Raw genomic sequence first — 18931 nt, forward strand, 5'->3', positions numbered from 1 at the left:
ATTTTATTATAATAGTATTTTGCTGTAGCTTTACATTGATTTTTAAGTAAAAAACGTAGCACTTATATTATATGGGATCAACAAGAAAAGAACATGATTTTTTAGGGGAATTAAATATTCCGAATCATTTGTATTATGGTATCCAAACTTTCAGAGCGGTAGAGAATTTTAATATTACAGGAATTCCAATTTCAAAAGAACCTTTATTTATTAAAGCTTTAGGATATGTAAAAAAAGCTGCAGCTTTAGCCAATAAAGATTGTGGTGCACTGGATCCTAAAATTGCCGATGCCATTTGTTACGGAAGTGATCAGGTTATTGCCGGTAAATTCGATCAGGAATTTGTAAGCGATTTAATTCAGGGAGGAGCAGGAACTTCTGTAAACATGAATGCCAACGAAGTAATTGCTAATATTGGTTTAGAATACTTAGGACATAAAAAAGGCGAGTATAACTTTTTGCATCCAAACAATCATGTTAACTGTTCTCAATCTACAAATGATGCTTATCCATCCGCTTTTAGAATTGCGCTTTACATGAAAATGGAAAGCTTTATCAAAACATTAGAAGGTTTAGAAGTTGCTTTTGCTGCAAAAGGAGAAGAATTTAAAAGCGTTCTTAAAATGGGAAGAACACAGTTGCAAGATGCCGTTCCGATGACTTTAGGGCAGGAATTTAAATCATACGCCACAACGATAGGCGAAGATGTTAGAAGATTAAAAGAAGCGCAGAGTCTGGTTCTTGAAATCAATATGGGAGCAACCGCAATTGGTACAAGAGTAAACGCACCGGAAGGTTATCCTGAAATTTGTGTAAATTATTTAGCAAAAGAAGTTGGAATTCCGTTGACGCTTTCTCCTGATTTAATCGAAGCTACAGTAGATACAGGAGCTTACGTTCAGATTATGGGAACACTAAAAAGAACAGCAGTAAAAATTTCTAAAATCTGTAATGATTTAAGATTATTGAGTTCAGGACCAAGAACAGGTTTCAACGAAATCAATTTGCCTGCACGTCAGCCAGGATCTTCGATCATGCCGGGTAAAGTAAATCCGGTAATTCCGGAAGTAGTAAACCAAACCTGCTTTTACGTAATTGGTCAGGATTTAACGGTTACTATGGCCGCTGAAGCAGGACAATTACAGTTGAATGTAATGGAGCCGGTAATTGCTTTTGCAATGTTTACTTCATTAGATTATCTTTCAAATGCTATCCAGACTTTAATTGATAAATGTATTATTGGAATCACTGCAAACGTAGATCATTGCTATAATATGGTAATGAACAGCATTGGAATCGTTACACAATTAAACCCAATTTTAGGTTACGAAGTTAGTGCCAGTATTGCCGGCGAAGCTTTAAAAATGAATAGAAGCGTTCATGATATTGTGGTGGTAGAAAGAAAACTAATCACACAGGAAAAATGGGATGAAATTTATTCATTAGATAACCTGATCAACCCAAAGTTTATCACGAAATAAGAAAAAAGACTTATAAGTTTATAAAGCCGTCAAATTGTATTGACGGCTTTTTTTATCTTTTGAAATGTATGATTTTATTAAAAACACATCTTAAAACGTTGAAAATAAGATGTATATTTACATAAAGGTTGAATGTTATTTCGAAAAATTAAAACTTTCTCATGGTAAATTTTTTAAAAAATAATTACTTTCATCATTATAAAATCTTAGGGTTCGTTTTTTTTATTTCATTCAGTTCTATAGCACAAACCGAAAATAATAACCCGGAAATATGCCCACCAAGAACGATTTTAGAGATCTTCAAAAAGAAAGATTCCTCATATGTAGCTAAAACTTCAAAAAACAATTTTTTTCTTATTATTCCCGCAATTGGTTCTCAGCCCGCAACCGGATTTTTTTTTGGTGCAGTAGCGCAATATACATTCAAAGGAAAACAAGCATCAGATAAATATTCGATTGCCAATTTAGGGATCACCTATACCGTTAAAAATCAATGGTTGGTCAATGTCAAGAATAATATCCTGCTCAATAACAATAAGATTTTTTTAAGCGGCGATTATCGATTGTATATATTCTCCCAGCCAAATTACGGACTCGGAACTGACATTATCCCGCATCATAGCAAGAAAAATAATTTGAGCATAGATTCGATTGCCCAGCCAATGGACTATGATTATTTTAAATTTCACCAAACCGTATCTTTTGAAGTCTATAAAAACTTTTATGTAGGCGGAGGCGTCAATCTGGATTGGTACGCCAGTATAGACGATAAAGATCTAGATGTAGAAAACGGAAAATATACCTATCATTACGCTTACAGTCAAAAACATGGATTTGATGACTTAGAATATTTCTTAAGCGGTATGAGTCTTAATTTAGTTTACGATTCAAGAGACAATCAGGTAAACTCTACCCGTGGCTGGTTTGCTAATATCAATTATCGTTTTAATCCTGTATTGTTTCATAATCAGGAATATAGTAATGTTTTGTATGCAGAATATCGTCATTTTATACCACTCTCGAGCAAAAATGAAAGGTATATTTTAGCGCTTTGGGCTTACGGGCAATTTATTACCAGAGGAAAAGTGCCGTATTTAAACTTACCCGCAATTGGCTGGGATCAGCGTAGCCGAAGTGGAGAAGGATATACACAAGGATTATTTAGAGGAAACGGTTTAATATACCTTTCGACTGAATTCAGGTTTCCTATTACTTGCGATCAAATGATCAGCGGAACCGTTTTTACCAACTTCGTAACCGCAAGTAATGTCGATAATAATATCTCTTTATTTAAGTCAGTTCAGCCAGCTGCAGGGCTTGGTTTGCGTATTTTGATCGATAAAAAAACACGCACTAATTTAATTGTAGATTATGCCTGGGGGAATAATTCAAAAGGGTTTTATCTAAATGCCGGCGAAACATTCTGATTTGTAAAATATTGTTTTATAGGTTCTTGTGAATTTTATGTACGAATTTTATCTTAATAAAAGTTTAGTTTTTATAAAGAAAAAACTTAAATTTGAAATTCATTTAACTTTCAAAAACAAACATTATGAAAAAGTACGGTTTTTTATTGGTTCTTTTCCTGTCAGTGATAGGAACGAACGCACAAGATGCAAGGTCTTTTTCTCTTAATTTGTATGGTGGTTACAATTTTTCGGACAAGTTAGATTATGATGGTTATTCTGCGACTATTGAAGACGGTTTTCAATACGGTGCAGGATTCGAGTATTTCTTTTCAACAAACAATTCAGTTGAGATTAAATATTTAAGAACAGATGTCAAAATACCATTGGATAATCCCGCTGGAATGCAATTAAATGCGGGTAAAGATAAAGGAGCATTTAATTTTATCCTCGCAGATTTTACCCATTATTTTGATACCGGATCTAATCTCTTGCCATATCTGGGAGCTGGTGCGGGGGTTAGCATTCTGGAAACACCTCAGAGCGGTAGCGGAACTTATTTTGCCTGGGATATAAAAGCCGGTGTAAAAATTAAAACTGCTTCAGTAGTTTCTGTAAACATTAATGCTTATTTACAATCAATGTCGGCAGCAGTTGGAGATAGTTACTATTGGTCGTATTATTTTGGTCCGGTTGCAGTTCAGGATTATGTTAGTACATACCAGTTTGGTTTAGGCGCAGTATTAAGTTTTAACTTCAAAAATTAATGTAATTCCCCTCAATAAATCATCCTTAAAAATATAAAAGCATTCACTATTGGTGAGTGCTTTTTTATGGTTACTAAAAGTTATTGTTCATAATTAAATCATAATTTATAACTATTGTGATTTATATTTTTAAACTCAATCCCTATTTTTGTTATTCATACCACGAATAATATGAAATTACTTATAGTCGAAGACGAACCAAATCTTTTATCTATTTTACGTAAAGGATTTGCCGAAAACAGCAACGAAGTTAGTGTAGCAATGGATGGCAAAACAGCCCTCGAAATGCTTCATAATTATAATTTTGATGTTGTAATCTTAGACGTAATGTTACCGGATATTAACGGAATCGAAATTTGCCGACGCCTGCGCGCCAGCAAGAATTTCGTGCCTGTTTTGCTTTTAACAGCCTTAGGAACTTCAGAAAATATTGTAACCGGACTTAATGCCGGTGCCGATGATTATTTGGTTAAACCCTTTAAATTTGGGGAACTTGATGCCAGAGTAAACGCATTACACCGAAGAGCACATCAGGAAACCGAAAGAATCGATAGTATAACCGTTGGCGATTTAGAGATAAATGCCCGTGCAAAAACAGTTAAAAGAGACGGAGAATCTATTGTTTTAACCGCAAAAGAGTTTAAATTACTGTATTATTTAGCTAAAAATAGCGGACGAATCGTTTCCAGAGATCAAATCTTAGACAATGTCTGGGATATTAATTTTGATATGAACACCAACGTTGTTGACGTTTATATTACCTATTTAAGAAAAAAAATAGATAAACCTTTTGCATCTAAACTCATTCATACCATGAAGGGATTAGGTTATGTCATAAAGCCATAAAATGGATATTAGAAAAAAAATTACTTTTACATATGTTGCCCTTTCAAGCTTTAGTACGCTCTTATTGTGTATTGTTGTTTTTGTTTTGTTTAATGAAAATAACCGATATCACTTTTTAAAGCGATTAGAAGACAGAGCAAAAATTGTAGCTTCTATTCATTTTCAAAACGATCCTGAGAAAATAAGGTATTATAGCGAACTTAAAAAAAATGGACTTGAAGAACTTATCGAAGAAGAAGAATTTGTTCTTAAAATAAACAGCGCCAATAGTTTTGATTACAATACAAAATTAAATTTGCCCAATGAGTTTTATACCAATGTTTTAAAAACAGGTGAAGACTATTTTGAAATAAATAACAAATACTATTTAGGTCAGGTATTCAAAGAAGGAGATCAAAGGTATATTGTAATTGTGGGTGCCCGCGATCGAAAAGGGCCTACAACAACAGTTTATATCATTAAAATCATGCTTTTTGGCGGAATAGGATTTGTATTTTTAGCCTTCTTTTTAGGACGTTTTCTGGCAAAACGTGTCATAAATCCTGTAGCAAGAATTACCAGAGAAGTAAATAGAATTAGTGCTTCTAACTTGCACAACAGATTACCCGAAGTTAAAAACTCAGACGAAATTTCAGATCTTACCGAGACTTTTAATGATATGCTGGATCGTTTAGAAACCTCTTTTGAGATTCAGGCCAACTTTATTAATAATGCCTCGCACGAATTAAAAACGCCAATAACCACGATTATTGCCGAGTCTGAAATTATGCTTTTGAAAGAAAGAGAAGTACCGGAATACATTCAGTCATTAGAAAACATATATGCGCAGGCATCCAAATTAGGAAACCTGACCGAAAGCTTATTAAAGTTAACGCAAACAGGTTACGACGGTAAAAAACAAGTATTGGATATCGCCAGAATCGACGAATTATTGATGGATGTAAAATCAGATTTGGATAAAATTTATCCGGATAATCGTGTCAGTATGAAATTTAATTTTGTGCCAAAAGATTCTAATTTGCTTTTAATTCCTTGCAACAAACCACTTTTAGAACTTGCAATCAATAATATTATTACCAATGGCGTCAAGTATTCTGATAATAACGAAGTGTTTGTAACGCTTTCTGCGAATCAGGAAATGATCAAAATTGCCATTAACGATATCGGTATTGGGATTCCGCCAGAAGATATTCCGCATTTATACGAACCTTTCTTTAGAGGAAAAATTGCCACCAAATATATAGGGTACGGTTTAGGGCTTCCTTTGGCTTCTAAAATCATTCGCATGCACGATGGCGAAATACAGGTTCAGTCAGAGCAAAACAAAGGAACCATTGTGACTATTATTTTCAATATGTCGAAAATAAAGAAAATCAATCTTAAAAATTCTAATGTTGAATCTTAGAAAAATCTAATTTTATATTAAGACCGCTCTAATTTGCAGGCAGTTATTTTGTATGTATAAACTAAACGATTATACATATGAAAAATTTCCTAATACCTACGACCTTAAAAGATGATACTATTTGTGCTGTAAAATCAGCAATCAGCCAGGCAAAATCTTCAGGATGTGAGATCATTTTAATGATGGTTTCTGATGCTCCGGATACTTTTTCTTCTTCAGCCTATTTACGCGAAATGCGCACCGGACTAACCGCCAGTCAGGAAATAGTACTTGAAACTTGTCGATACATGATCGATCATACTCCAAACTGTAAAATAAAAGTACACAATCAATACGGACTTTCATCTCCAATTTTCAAACATATTATCGATGTTTTTGCTGTAAAACTGGTAATTCTTCCAATGTCTTATAAACAAGAAACAAAACGAATTCATCAGTATTTGGTACAATTAGCCGGAAACCAAAAATGCCCAATATTACATTTAGGTTCAGAGCAATACAGAGAAGACTTTAATAAAGCACTTTATATCGAAAACGCCCGTGCCAATATGCATGTTAAGGATGTTCAGCAATTTTTGAATGATAATTTTTCATTCGAAATTGTAAGCCAGACCGCTAATTTCGACGACAACTACGAAAAATTTGCTCCTTATTTATCTGAAGCTATTTCAAAATACGATATCGATTTGTTAGTTGAAACCCGTAAAGGAGAGAAAATCAAATTCAAGAAAACAAAGAAAAAAGACATGAACGAGAGATTAGGACTTCCGGTTTTATCTCTTTATGAAGAAATGGCATAAGGCCAGATTTCTTTCCTCAAAAAAAATATAAGTTTAATTTAAGACCGAAAATATGTTATTAAAGAAAAGAATACCAATGAAGTACGTTCTCGGGAAAATTAAATTAGAAATTACATTAGTACTGGCTTACACCATAGTATTTGAGGTATTTCACAATTATTTCATCAATCTTCCTGTAGATATTCCAATTGCAATTCCCACGATGATTGGAACCATTATATCCTTATTATTGGCTTTTAAGTCGAATCAGGCATACGACAGATGGTGGGAAGCCCGAATTGTTTGGGGGGCCATTGTAAATGATTCCAGAACATTGATCAGACAGGTATTAACATTTTATAAAGACCCCAATTTTTCTGTAGAAGCAAATGAGTTCAAAGAAAACTTTGCCAAACGACAAATTGCGTGGTGTTATAGTTTAGGCGAATCATTACGAAATAAAGATGCCTTAAAACCGCTTGAAGGTTTGATAAGCGACGAAGAATTACGTTTTGTAAAGAACCACCAAAACATACCAAATGCCATTTTATTACTGCACGCAAGAGATTTGCGAAATGCTAAAAATGACAAACGCATCAATATGTATCAGCAGGTAGAAATCGACAATACTTTATCAAGACTATGTGACGAAATGGGTAAATGTGAGCGAATCAAAAACACCATTTTCCCAACGACGTACAGTATGTACATCCGAGTAACATTGTGTTTGTTTATTTTATTGTTGCCTTTTGGATTAATTAGCGTTTTAAGTTGGTTTGCGATTCCGTTAATTACCGCTATTGCTGCAGCTTTCTTTTTGATCGAAAGAATGGCAATTCATTTGCAGGATCCGTTCGAAAACCGTCCTACAGATACGCCAGTAACCACTATTGCCAATACAATCGAAAGAAATATAACTCAGATGATGAACGAATACCAAAGCGAATTTGATATTATCAATGAATTTCATCTTCAGCCTGAGCGTAAAAAAGCGGAAAACAACGCTTATTTTGTTTTATAATTTAAATTGATTTTGGTTTCTCAATTTTGTTAGCTGGACAACGTTTTTTCATGCCGTTGTCCGGCTTTTTTTTGTTATTGCAATTCCTTAAAACTGAATCTTTTTTCAGGAGCTAATCCCGCTATTCGTTCCAATCTTTTGCGGCGAACCCCGCCACAAAAGGATTTCCACTGCTATCGGGGCTAGAACATCCGTTTTCATAACAATATTTTCGTCTAGTTTGTCATCCTGACGAAGGAAGGATCACACAAGAAGCTCGACAAACAAACTCCACAAAGATTGCGGTTAGCTGCAATAAGTAAAATAAAAAATCCGCGAATATCAGTGTTTTCGCGAAGCGAATCCGTGTCATCCGCGTGCCATGACAAAGATTGTCGAGTTTAGTTTCAGGATGAAAAGATTACGAAAAAATAAAAAATTAACGATGAAGCAATCTACCTAAAGTTTGAATTGATTCTCTTAATTCATTAGTCCAAACCAAACCAAAACTCAGGCGCATACAATTCGAAAACTGATCCTGAAAAGAGAAAATTCTTCCCGGAGCAATACTAATCTTGTGTTGCATCGCCAAATGATAAAAAGCAGCAGTATCAACGCTTTTATCCAACTCAATCCAAAGAAAAAATCCACCTTGTGGCTGACTCACTTTGGTACCTTTTGGGAAAGATTCTAAAACCGTATTGATATAATTGGTACAATTATGATGCAATATCTGGCGTATCTTTCTAAGATGATTTTCATATCGGCCATTTTTTAGAAAATCGCCCACAACCTGATGTGTAATAGTAGGAGAGGAGAGCGTATGGTAAATTTTATTACGTAATATTTCTTTTTTAAACTTTCCGGGCGAAACCCAACCCACGCGATAACCCGGAGCCAATGTTTTAGAAACCGAACTGCAGCAAAGCACAATGCCGCTTTCGTCGTAGGTTTTGCAATTCGTTGGTCGGCTTGCGCCAAAGTACAAATCGCCGTGAATATCATCTTCGATTAGCGGAATGTTGTAAAACTCCATCAATCTCACCACTTCAATTTTATGTTCTGCCGGCATCATACTACCGGACGGATTACTAAAATTACTCATCAATAAACAAAGCTTCACCTTTTTCGACGAAAGCGCTTTTTTTAGCGCATCTAATTCAATTCCGGTAGTCATATTCGTTGGCAATTCCATGATGTACAAACCTAAAGATTTCGCCAATTGCAGGATCCCAAAATAAGCCGGACTTTCCGTAATAATAGTATCTCCCGGTTTTGTTAAGGTCATCAAGCAATGCGAGATAGCACTCGTACAACCCGGCATCGTAATAATATCCTCTTCAGATAATGATCCGCCCCAGGTAAAAGACCAACGGGCAATTTCACGTCTTAAATTAGGATTACCTTTTACCTGTTCGTAACTCGTTCCGCTATTAGGAAGTTGTCGCATTGCCTGCACCATTCCTTTGTTTAATTTCGCAATAGGAAGAAGCTCATTCGAAGGAAAGCCCAAAGAAAGCATCGTAATATCAGGATCCGTCATATTACCATACACCTGATCGATTAAATCTTCACGGTCAATATTAAGACATTTTAAAATCGGGCTGCTTGGCGAAGGCTCAGGAATCGTTCTCGCCGAAATATTACTCACATAATAACCGGATTGCGGCCTCGATTCGATTAGCGATCTGCTTTCGATTTCATAATATGCTTTACTTACCGTGCTCATGCTGTAACCCGTTTCGGCGCAAACCTCACGTATCGATGGCAATTTGTCGCCAACATTCAGAACGCCAGACTTTATTTGTTTTTCGATTCGGTCAGCAAATTGTAGATAGAGGTAATTTGAGTTTTTCATATTAGAATGTGGTATTGTTATGTTTCAGCCTAAAATGCGAATTATAAAATGAAATGTGCCTTTAGGCACTAAATGTTGGTAGCAAACAGATGAATATTAATAAAATTTAGCGTGCCGTAGGTACGCAATAGTTATTATTTTGTTGCATACCTACGGCACGCCAATGTATTCCGAATTAATTTTTACCAATATTTAGTGCCTAATGGCAAAAATTAAAAGCTTTTAATCCCTTTGATTGACATGCCAAAGTAATTTTATAAAATAAAAACTGTTACGGTGCAATTTACAAAAACTGTATCTGTATTGCTATTTTATTTTTTTAGAAATTTGTTTCTTAAAAAAGTAACCACAAAACAAACCCCTCGTGAAAACAACAAAATACTATATAGCTGCCATTACATGTTTTGTAATCTGGGGATTTTTCAGTTTGGTTTTAAAACCCATACACGACTATGCTTCGTTAGACATTTTATTTTATCGTGTTTTTAGTTGTAGTATTCTAATGTTGATTATTGCTTTTACATTCAAAAGAAAAAAAATAAAAGAAGCAGTAGAAACCTTTAAGGCATTGCCAAAAGCCGAAAAGCGCAAATCTATTATTTTAAACATCGGAGGAAGTCTTTTTATCATGACCAACTGGTTTACATTTATTTATGTCATGAACCATGTTAGCGTAAAAGCAACTTCTCTGGCGTATTTGGTTTGCCCTATTTTAACCACATTGCTGGCTTATTTTATTCTGCACGAAAAACTAAGCAAAACCCAATGGATCGCGGTTGGATTAAGCATTTCAGGATGTGTACTTTTATCGTACGCCAATATTACCGACATGCTTTTTAGTATCGTTATTGGTCTTTCGTACGCCTGTTATTTAGTAAGTCAGAGAGTTAATAAAGGATTTGACAAGTTTTTGGTTTTAACCTTTCATATTACCTTAATTGCGTTGTTTTTGGTGCCTTTTTTTCCAGCGTACAGCGGGCCTGTTCCAACCGAATTTAAATTTTATTTCTGTATAGAAACCATTGCGATATTATTTACCATTTTTCCGTTGTTTCTTAATCTATATGCACTTTCAGGCATTAATTCTTCAACCGTGGGAATGCTTTTAAATATCAATCCCATGATTGCTTTTTTATTGGCAATGTTTCTCTACAAAGAACAATTTGGACTCATACAAATCATAGCATACGGAATTGTATTTCTGGCAGTATTGGTTTTTAATTCACATCATATTTTTGCGATGAAGCAAAAGTTTACCGTAATATCCAAAGATTCTAAAATAACGTGAGGTTTTTTATATTTTTTATTGGTTTAAAATATAAATTACCAGAATCTTAACAGGATGTTTAAACAGGAATGAGTATTTTCATTCCTGTTTTTTTATGCGATTTTTTTTTGCCTCTCCCGATAACATTCGGAAGTGGTGTAATAAAACACATGAGAAAGAATGCCACAGATTATACGATTAAAATGATTAATTTCTGTGCTAAAAAAATAGCCACGAATTTCACGAATTTTCGCGAATTTTTTAATCTGCTCAATCTGCGTGAACTTTTTACGCTGTGATAAGCTACAATAGAGCCCAAATTAATTAGTGAAAATTCGTGAATCCCGATAGCTATCGGGAGTGGCAAAAAATAATAATCAGTGGCAAAAAAAATATAAACCGAACAACTATTATATGAAAAATACCAAGCTCCAAGCCTTTATCCCGTTATTTTATTTAGTGTGGTCTGATGATTTACTGACTCAAAAAGAGTTTACTACCATTCAGAAATTTATCAACGATCTAACCTGGCTTTCGCCCGAAGAAAAACAACAATTACTTTCAAGATTAGATATTTCAAATCCGCCTTCGCGAAATGAACTCACACAATGGAAATCGGAGATTGAAAACAGCATTCAGAACAAAGCAGATATAAAATCAATTTTTGATATTGCAGTGGCACTTTCAGAAAAAGATGTAGACATTTCGGGTTTGCAATCTGATTTTATAAAATTAGAAAATGATCTCGGAATTTTAGGCGAAGAAGCGCTTCAGAACTTTAAAACAAAAACAGGTTCCTTTACCGCAAATTCTCAAACCAATGCCGATTTTGATATTCAGAAAATAACAGCCATTTTAAACGGTAAAGAAGCGGCGATAATCAATAAAGTAAAATCGGTTATTTCCAGACCTGAATTTGCTTACGAAACTTCTACAGATATCAATGTGTATCGCCAAACCGTTTATAATTGGTGTAAAATCCTGGCCGAAGAAAACCTCGGAAATATGGCGTATCCAAAACAATATGGAGGAGGAGAAAACATCGCGGACTATTTTGCCATAATGGAAACCTTAAGTTATCACGATTTAAGTTTAGTGATCAAATTTGGCGTTCAGTTCGGACTTTGGGGAATGAGCGTTCAGTCGTTAGGAACAGAAAAACATTATGCCAAATACCTAAAAGATATTGGAACCTTAAAAATTCCGGGGTGCTTTGCCATGACCGAAACCCATCACGGTTCGAACGTAAAAGGTCTTGAAACTACGGCAACTTACAATCATAACGATCAAACGTTTGCAATTCATACGCCTAACAAAAACGCACAAAAAGAATATATCGGTAACGCTGCAGTTCACGGACAAATGGCAACCGTTTTTGCAAAATTAGTGATCGACGGTCATGATTATGGAGTAAATGCTTTTGTGGTTCCGTTGCGCGATACGAATGGAAATACGCTAAACGGAGTAACCATTGGCGATTGCGGACATAAAATGGGTTTAAACGGAGTAGATAACGGAACCATTAGTTTTGATAATGTAGTGATTCCGAAAGAAAATATGCTCGATCGTTTTGCTTCTGTAAACGACAAAGGCGAATTCGAAAGCCCGATACCAAGTGATAATAGACGTTTCTTTACCATGTTGGGCACTTTGGTTGGCGGACGAATCGGGATTCCACGTTCTGCTTTGGCCGCAGCCAAATCCGGAATTACAATTGCCATTCGTTACAGCGATCAACGCCGACAATTTGGTCCCGAAGGCGGTTCAGAAGTTCCGATTTTAAATTACAGAATGCACCAACGCCGTTTGATTCCGCCTTTGGCTAAAACGTACGCCGTGCATTTTGCTTTGCAATACCTGACCAACAGATTCCTGAATAAAACCGAAGCTGAAATGCAGGAAATCGAAGCTCTTGCAGCCGGAATGAAATCGTATTCGACCTGGAGTACAAGGGATATTTTGCAGGAATGCCGCGAAGCTTGTGGCGGAAAAGGATATTTGTCTGAAAACCGAATCGATGCTTTAAAAAATGACACTGAAATCTACACGACTTTTGAAGGTGATAATACTGTTTTAATGCAATTGGTGGCTAAAAACCGTTTGTCTGAATTCAGAAAATCGTTTGGAGAAATGGGCGCTGCAGGCATCATCAATTATGTGTACGAAAATGCGAAAACGGCCATTACAGAAAAAAATCCAATTGCAACCAGAAGAACTGATGATGAGCATTTACTAGATCCGGAATTTCATTTGCAAGCTTTTATTCATCGAGAAAAAACGATTTTAGCTTCGGCAGCACGACGTATTAAAAAATTAGTCGATGGAGGTTTAGAACCCTACGATGCTTTTAATGTGGTACAACACCAGATGATCGATGTTGCTCAGGCGTATTTAGAAAGAGTCGTTTTAGAACAATTTCAGCTCGCTATAAAAGAAGTTGAAGATCAAAAAACGAAAGATATATTAACAAAACTGAATCAATTATACGCGCTTTCGCAGATTGAGAAAAACAAAGCCTGGTATCTCGAAGACGGTTACATGGAGGCTGTAAAAACCAAAGCAATCCGTAAAATTGTCAACCAATTGTGTTGGGATATTCGTCCCGATGCTGTTTCGTTAGTCAATGCTTTCGATATTCCGGAGAGTTGTTTAGCAGCACCGATTGCGGTTAAGTAAAGAGTAAAGAGAATAGAATTTTTTTCGTAATCTTTTCATTCTGAAGGAGGAAGGATCAGACTAGAAGATCGATAATCTTTGTCATGGCACGCGGATGACACGGATTCGCTTCGCGAAAACACGGATATTCGCGGATTTTTTGTTTTGCTCATTGCAGCTACCCGCAATCTTGTCATCCTGACGGAGGAAGGATCTCACGCGGGATTCTACAAAGATTGGCGATTTTGATTGTGGAGTTTCTAGTGTGATCCTTCGTTCCTCAGGATACGGGAAAACGTTTTATGAAAATGATTGTCCTAGCCCCGATAGAAGTGGAAATCCTTTTTCTGGCTTCTTTAGCCAGGAAAAGATTGGAACGGATAGCGGGATTAGCTCCTGAAAAAAAAGATTAGGTTTATCATTAGTAATTGAGATAACAATAATGGGAAAAAAAATCTTCTCTAATCTTTATCCCGATGGCTATCGGGAGTGGAAAAAAAATAATCATTTACAATAACAAAATACAATTGCTATAACTTTTATTATATCATAATAAGCTTTAAATCATTGTTTTATTGCAATAACTCGCTTTTTCGAAATCCATTACATTAATCGAAATTACTGGAACTTCAGGAAGTATAGCTTTAAGTTTTGAGACAATTGTTCTCGACAATTTCGCTTTTTGATCAGCATTTCGGCCTTCCATAATGTAGGCAAAAACGTGAATAAAATCGTCTGAAGAATTTCCGTTTTTATAATACGTAAAGGGATTAATACGAACCTTAATTTCAGATTCATCAAAAAGACCTGTTAACAATGCTGCATTAAAAACATCCTGCATAATGTCGTCAGCAGATTTTAACCGAATTACGTTTTCTGAGCAATCAATAATAAAATGAGGCATTTGCGCTTGGTTTTAGTTTGTAGAAATAGACTTTATTCAAATTTACAAAAATCCAATTGAGATGGTGTTTTTTTTATGACTTAGATTTTTTTATTCGATTTTTATAAGATTTACTGTCACAAAATTCAAAATTTGCGACTTACTAAATAATTCATTTTTGTATCTGCACTTTCTTATATTTGTAGTTCTCATTATAGCTGTAATTGGTTTGAAAAATTATCTGTTGTTTCTGCTTTTCGTTCTTTTAGGTAGTCCTGTTTATTCATCAGACAGTACCGATGTTATTTTGGTAAAGCTAAATGATGCTTTAAAAAATAAGGCACATTATGTGAGGCTTAAAGAGGAACGTATCTTAAACTTTAAAAAAATAAAGTCGGATGATTTAACCAAAGAACAAGAGTACAATTACAACAAAACCCTGTATACAGAATACCAGAAATTCAACTCAGATTCGGCTATTTTTTATGTCAAAAAAAATCTGAAAATCGCAACTGAACTTCAAGACGATGAATTATTGAATTTAGCCAATCTTCAGTTGGTTACCCTTTATTCATCTTCAGGAAAATACCGTGAATCCGAAGCTATTTTAAAAAGTATTGATAAAAAGACACTTTCAAAATCATTGCTTCAAACTTATTATGTTGCCTATCGTGAGTTTTTCGAACATTATGCAGCGAACAGTTACGACATTAAATACATACAGAAAATCAGGGAATATCGCGATTCTTTGGTCAGTGTTTTAGATCCTAATACCCTAAATTATCAGGTTAATAAAATTCAGCAGATCATGTCTCAAAAAAAGTATGATGTTGCCGAGAAGCAATTATTGCAATTGTTTGATAATATCAAGGAAGATAATCCTCAATATGCGATGATTACGTATCTTTTAGGCAGTATTTATGAGGCGAGACATCAGCTGGAACCAAGAAAGAAATACTACGCATTATCAGCCACATCAGATCTTAAAAACGCCAACAAAGACAATGCATCGCTTCAGGAACTGGCGTTGGTTTTTTATGAAATTGGAGATGTAGATATGGCGTATAAATTAACGCAATCTGCGATTGAAGACGCGCTTTATTGCAATGTTCAGTTTCGTACGCTTTTAATGTCAGAAGTTTATTCGATTATAAATACTGTTTATTTAGAAAAAGAAGCGAAGAGAAAAACCGAGTTACAGCTGTATCTTTTATGCATCAGTTTGCTTTCGGCATTTTTGATTGTAGCGGTTATTTATGTTTACAAACAAATGAAAAAAGTATCCAGAATACGTGGAGAACTTTATGAAACGAGCCAAAAACTAGCTGAATTAAACAAAGATATCACAGAAACCAACAATCAGCTGCAGGAACGTAACGCGCAGTTATCAGAATCGAATCATATTAAAGAAGAATATATCGCGCATTTCTTTAGTCTTTGCTCGACTTACATCAATAAATTAGAAAATTACCGCATTATACTCAACAAAAAAGCCACGGCAAAACAGTTTGATGAGATTTATAAAATGCTTAAATCAACTACTCTTGTTGATAATGAACTGGAGGAATTGTACAAGAATTTCGATATTATCTTTCTGAATTTATATCCCACTTTCGTGAAAGATTTCAACGCACTTTTGATTAGGGAAGAACAAATCGTTTTAAAACAAGGAGAATTGCTGAATACTGAACTTCGAATTTTTGCCTTAATTCGTTTAGGAATTACCGACAGTGTAAAAATTGCAGCGTTCCTTCGTTACTCTTTAAGCACAATTTACAATTATCGAACCAGAGCTCGAAATAAAGCCGCAGTTTCGCGAAATGATTTTGAAGAAATGGTCATGAAAATTGGTTTAATTTCTTTGAAAGTCTAATTCTTCGTTTTAAATCTACTACTTTTTTCAGGGGGTGTATTTGTTCAAGTGTTTGTAATTCAGTGTCTTATTTTTCTGTTTCACTACTTTTTTTCGTTTACAAATTAAAAACGAACTATAACGTTTTAGCTTTACAATATTATTAAAAGGTAATAATGACCTTATTATTATCTTTTAGATTGTACATTATAATGCTTTAATAAATTAATAGTTATGTTTAAAAACGTTAAAACAATTGTTGTTTTACTTTTGTTGAGCTCTATCGGTGTGAATGCACAGAGTAAAGTTCCGGTTTATCTAGATGATAAAAAGCCAATTAATGAGCGAGTAGAAGATGCTCTAAAAAGAATGACAACTGCAGAAAAAATTGCCATGATTCATGCGCAGTCAAAATTCAGTTCGCCAGGTGTACCACGTTTAGGAATTCCGGAAAACTGGATGACTGACGGACCACACGGAATTCGTACCGAAGTAAAATGGGACGAATGGGATCAGGCAGGCTGGACAAACGATTCTTGTATTGCATTTCCGGCTCTTACCGCACTTTCTGCAACCTGGAACAAAGAGTTATCTTCTTTATATGGTAAATCGATAGGAGAAGAAGCACGTTACCGTAATAAAAATGTATTGTTAGGACCTGGGGTGAATATCTACAGAACGCCATTAAACGGTCGTAACTTCGAATATATGGGAGAAGATCCTTTTCTTGCTGCAAAAATGGTAGTTCCTTATATTAAAGGGGTACAAGCTAACGGAGTTGCTGCCTGTGTAAAACACTTCGCTTTAAATAATCAGGAAACAAAACGTAACTCAGTAAATGTTGTAGTTGATGATCGTGCTTTGTACGAAATCTATTTACCGGCATTTAAAGCTGCAGTTCAGGAAGGTGATGCCTGGGCCATTATGGGATCTTATAATAAATACAAAGGACAGCAATGTTGTCATAACGAATTTTTATTGAATGATATTCTTCGTGGAGAATGGGGTTTCAAAGGAGTTGTAGTTTCAGATTGGGGTGGAGTTAACGATACGAAACAATCTATTTTTAATGGTCTTGATATGGAGTTCGGTTCTTGGACTAACGGACTTTCATGGGGAACCAGTAACGCATACGACAACTATTTCTTAGCAAAACCATATTCTGAAATGATCAGAAAAGGTGAAGTTGGAACTAAAGAATTAGACGAAAAAGTACGTCGTATTTTACGTTTATCTTTCCTTACTACAATGGATAGAAACCGTCCGTTTGGATCTTTTGGAACACAAGAGCACGCAGATGCAGGTCGTAAAATTGCCGAAGAAGGAATTGTATTGCTTCAAAACAACAATAATATTTTACCAATCAACCTTTCTAAAACAAAGAAAATTGTTGTTATTGGTGAAAACGCTATCAAAATGATGACTGTAGGTGGAGGAAGTTCTTCGCTTAAAGCAAGATACGAAATTACACCTCTTGAAGGATTAAAGAAAAGAATTGGAAACCAGGCTGAAATCGTTTATGCTCGTGGTTATGTTGGAGATCCTAAAAGCGAATACAATGGAGTAGTAGCAAAAGTAAGTTTAGAAGACAAACGTTCTCCTGCAGAATTAAGTGCAGAGGCTTTGAAAGTTGCTAAAGATGCTGATATCGTTCTTTTTATCGGAGGTTTGAACAAAAGTGATAACCAGGATGCAGAAGGACACGATCGTAAAGAATTAAATTTACCATACGGTCAGGATAAATTGCTTGCTGATTTGGCTAAAGTAAACAAAAATATAGTTTTTGTAAACATTTCAGGAAATGCTGTGGCAATGCCGTGGGTAAAAGAAGTTCCGGGAATTGTACAAGGATGGTTTTTAGGTACAGAAGCTGGAAATGCTTTAGCAAATGTTTTAGTTGGAGATGTTAACCCTTCTGGTAAATTATCTTTTACTTTCCCTGTAAAATTAGCTGATAACGGCGCTCACGCTTTAGGAGAATTTCCTGGTGGAGACGAAGTAAAATATAACGAAAGCATTTTTGTAGGTTACCGTTGGGCTGACAAACAAAAAGTGAAACCATTATTCTCTTTTGGACATGGTTTAAGCTACACGACTTTTGCATACGGAAAAGTAACAGCAGACAAAAAACAAATGTCAAGCAGCGATAAAATTACATTCTCTGTGAATGTAAAAAACACAGGATCAAGAGAAGGTTCTGAGGTTGTTCAGCTTTATATCAGTGATTTAAAATCTTCTTTACCACGTCCGATTAAAGAATTAAAAGGATTTGAGAAAATTTCACTAAAAGCGGGAGAAGAAAAAACAGTAACTTTTACAGTAGATAAAACAGCTTTAAGCTTTTTTGATTAAAAAAAACACGACTGGGTTGCTGAACCTGGAGCTTTTGAAGCAATCGTTGGAGCCTCTTCTACAGATATAAAATCTAAAGTGGGATTCTCACTTCAATAATTTCATTATTTCTAAATTGGTTGGTTGTAAAGCTGCAATTGTAAAAAAATGCAGCTTTACTTTTTTTAATACTATTTTCTACTATTAAGATATTGAGGGAATTAATTGACTTCTGTAAGTTTAAAAACCTTTTTTAAACGTTACAATATTATTTCAAAGCTTTATTTTCTTAATATCTTAAATGGTTCAAAAAAATATTGCTTAAAATTTTATCAGGAATAGATAGCTAGATAATACTGGTTTTGCGTTAAAATTTTGCTCAGAAATTTTCGATTAATTAA

At 34.9% G+C, this 18931-nt stretch carries 12 protein-coding genes and 1 pseudogene; 11 read left to right on the forward strand and 2 right to left on the reverse strand.

Annotation, left to right across the window (positions count from 1 at the left end; genetic code table 11):
* Nucleotides 1–71 precede the first annotated feature (71 nt).
* From aspA to FLACOL7796_RS11660, 7 genes are all read left to right on the forward strand, one after another.
* On the forward strand, nucleotides 72–1481 hold the full coding sequence (aspA, locus tag FLACOL7796_RS11630) for an aspartate ammonia-lyase (protein ID WP_173970952.1): 1410 nt from the start codon (nucleotides 72–74) through the stop codon (nucleotides 1479–1481).
* Nucleotides 1482–1642: 161 nt separating this feature from the next.
* Nucleotides 1643–2908 (forward strand): BamA/TamA family outer membrane protein, encoded by a 1266-nt coding sequence (locus FLACOL7796_RS11635; RefSeq protein ID WP_173970953.1) that lies wholly within the window; start codon nucleotides 1643–1645, stop codon nucleotides 2906–2908.
* A 125-nt stretch (nucleotides 2909–3033) separates the two neighbouring features.
* On the forward strand, nucleotides 3034–3654 hold the full coding sequence (locus FLACOL7796_RS11640; RefSeq protein WP_173970954.1) for an outer membrane beta-barrel protein: 621 nt from the start codon (nucleotides 3034–3036) through the stop codon (nucleotides 3652–3654).
* A gap of 171 nt (nucleotides 3655–3825) precedes the next feature.
* Nucleotides 3826–4500: a response regulator transcription factor gene (locus FLACOL7796_RS11645; RefSeq protein WP_173970955.1), complete on the forward strand. Its 675-nt coding sequence runs from the start codon at nucleotides 3826–3828 to the stop codon at nucleotides 4498–4500.
* Between the two features lies 1 nt (nucleotide 4501).
* Nucleotides 4502–5905, forward strand: coding sequence for a sensor histidine kinase (locus tag FLACOL7796_RS11650; protein WP_173970956.1), 1404 nt, complete (start codon nucleotides 4502–4504; stop codon nucleotides 5903–5905).
* A 77-nt stretch (nucleotides 5906–5982) separates the two neighbouring features.
* On the forward strand, nucleotides 5983–6705 hold the full coding sequence (locus tag FLACOL7796_RS11655) for a hypothetical protein (protein WP_173970957.1): 723 nt from the start codon (nucleotides 5983–5985) through the stop codon (nucleotides 6703–6705).
* Between the two features lie 52 nt (nucleotides 6706–6757).
* Entirely contained in the window at nucleotides 6758–7705 is a 948-nt protein-coding gene (locus tag FLACOL7796_RS11660; RefSeq protein ID WP_173970958.1) for a bestrophin family protein, read from the forward strand.
* 418 nt (nucleotides 7706–8123) lie between these two features.
* Here the strand turns inward: FLACOL7796_RS11660 and FLACOL7796_RS11665 are convergent, their stop codons facing one another.
* A complete protein-coding gene (locus FLACOL7796_RS11665; RefSeq protein WP_173970959.1) occupies nucleotides 8124–9542 on the reverse strand; it encodes an aminotransferase-like domain-containing protein in 1419 nt (472 codons plus the stop codon).
* A gap of 364 nt (nucleotides 9543–9906) precedes the next feature.
* Between FLACOL7796_RS11665 and FLACOL7796_RS11670 the strand changes: the two genes are divergently transcribed.
* On the forward strand, nucleotides 9907–10830 hold the full coding sequence (locus FLACOL7796_RS11670) for an EamA family transporter (protein ID WP_173970960.1): 924 nt from the start codon (nucleotides 9907–9909) through the stop codon (nucleotides 10828–10830).
* A gap of 393 nt (nucleotides 10831–11223) precedes the next feature.
* The gene (locus tag FLACOL7796_RS11675; RefSeq protein WP_173970961.1) at nucleotides 11224–13485 is read left to right on the forward strand and encodes an acyl-CoA dehydrogenase family protein; all 2262 of its coding nucleotides are present in this window, start codon (nucleotides 11224–11226) and stop codon (nucleotides 13483–13485) included.
* A 538-nt stretch (nucleotides 13486–14023) separates the two neighbouring features.
* Here the strand turns inward: FLACOL7796_RS11675 and FLACOL7796_RS11680 are convergent.
* Nucleotides 14024–14368: a 5-carboxymethyl-2-hydroxymuconate Delta-isomerase gene (locus FLACOL7796_RS11680; protein ID WP_173970962.1), complete on the reverse strand. Its 345-nt coding sequence runs from the start codon at nucleotides 14366–14368 to the stop codon at nucleotides 14024–14026.
* A gap of 208 nt (nucleotides 14369–14576) precedes the next feature.
* Between FLACOL7796_RS11680 and FLACOL7796_RS11685 the strand changes: the two genes are divergently transcribed.
* Nucleotides 14577–16220 (forward strand): DUF6377 domain-containing protein, encoded by a 1644-nt coding sequence (locus FLACOL7796_RS11685; RefSeq protein WP_173970963.1) that lies wholly within the window; start codon nucleotides 14577–14579, stop codon nucleotides 16218–16220.
* 213 nt (nucleotides 16221–16433) lie between these two features.
* Nucleotides 16434–18650: pseudogene (locus FLACOL7796_RS11690) on the forward strand (glycoside hydrolase family 3 C-terminal domain-containing protein).
* The last annotated feature ends 281 nt before the right edge of the window (nucleotides 18651–18931 follow it).

Origin of the sequence: Flavobacterium bizetiae (genome assembly GCF_902804475.1) — a bacterium.
In the GTDB taxonomy this organism is placed as follows: Bacteria; Bacteroidota; Bacteroidia; order Flavobacteriales; family Flavobacteriaceae; genus Flavobacterium; species Flavobacterium bizetiae.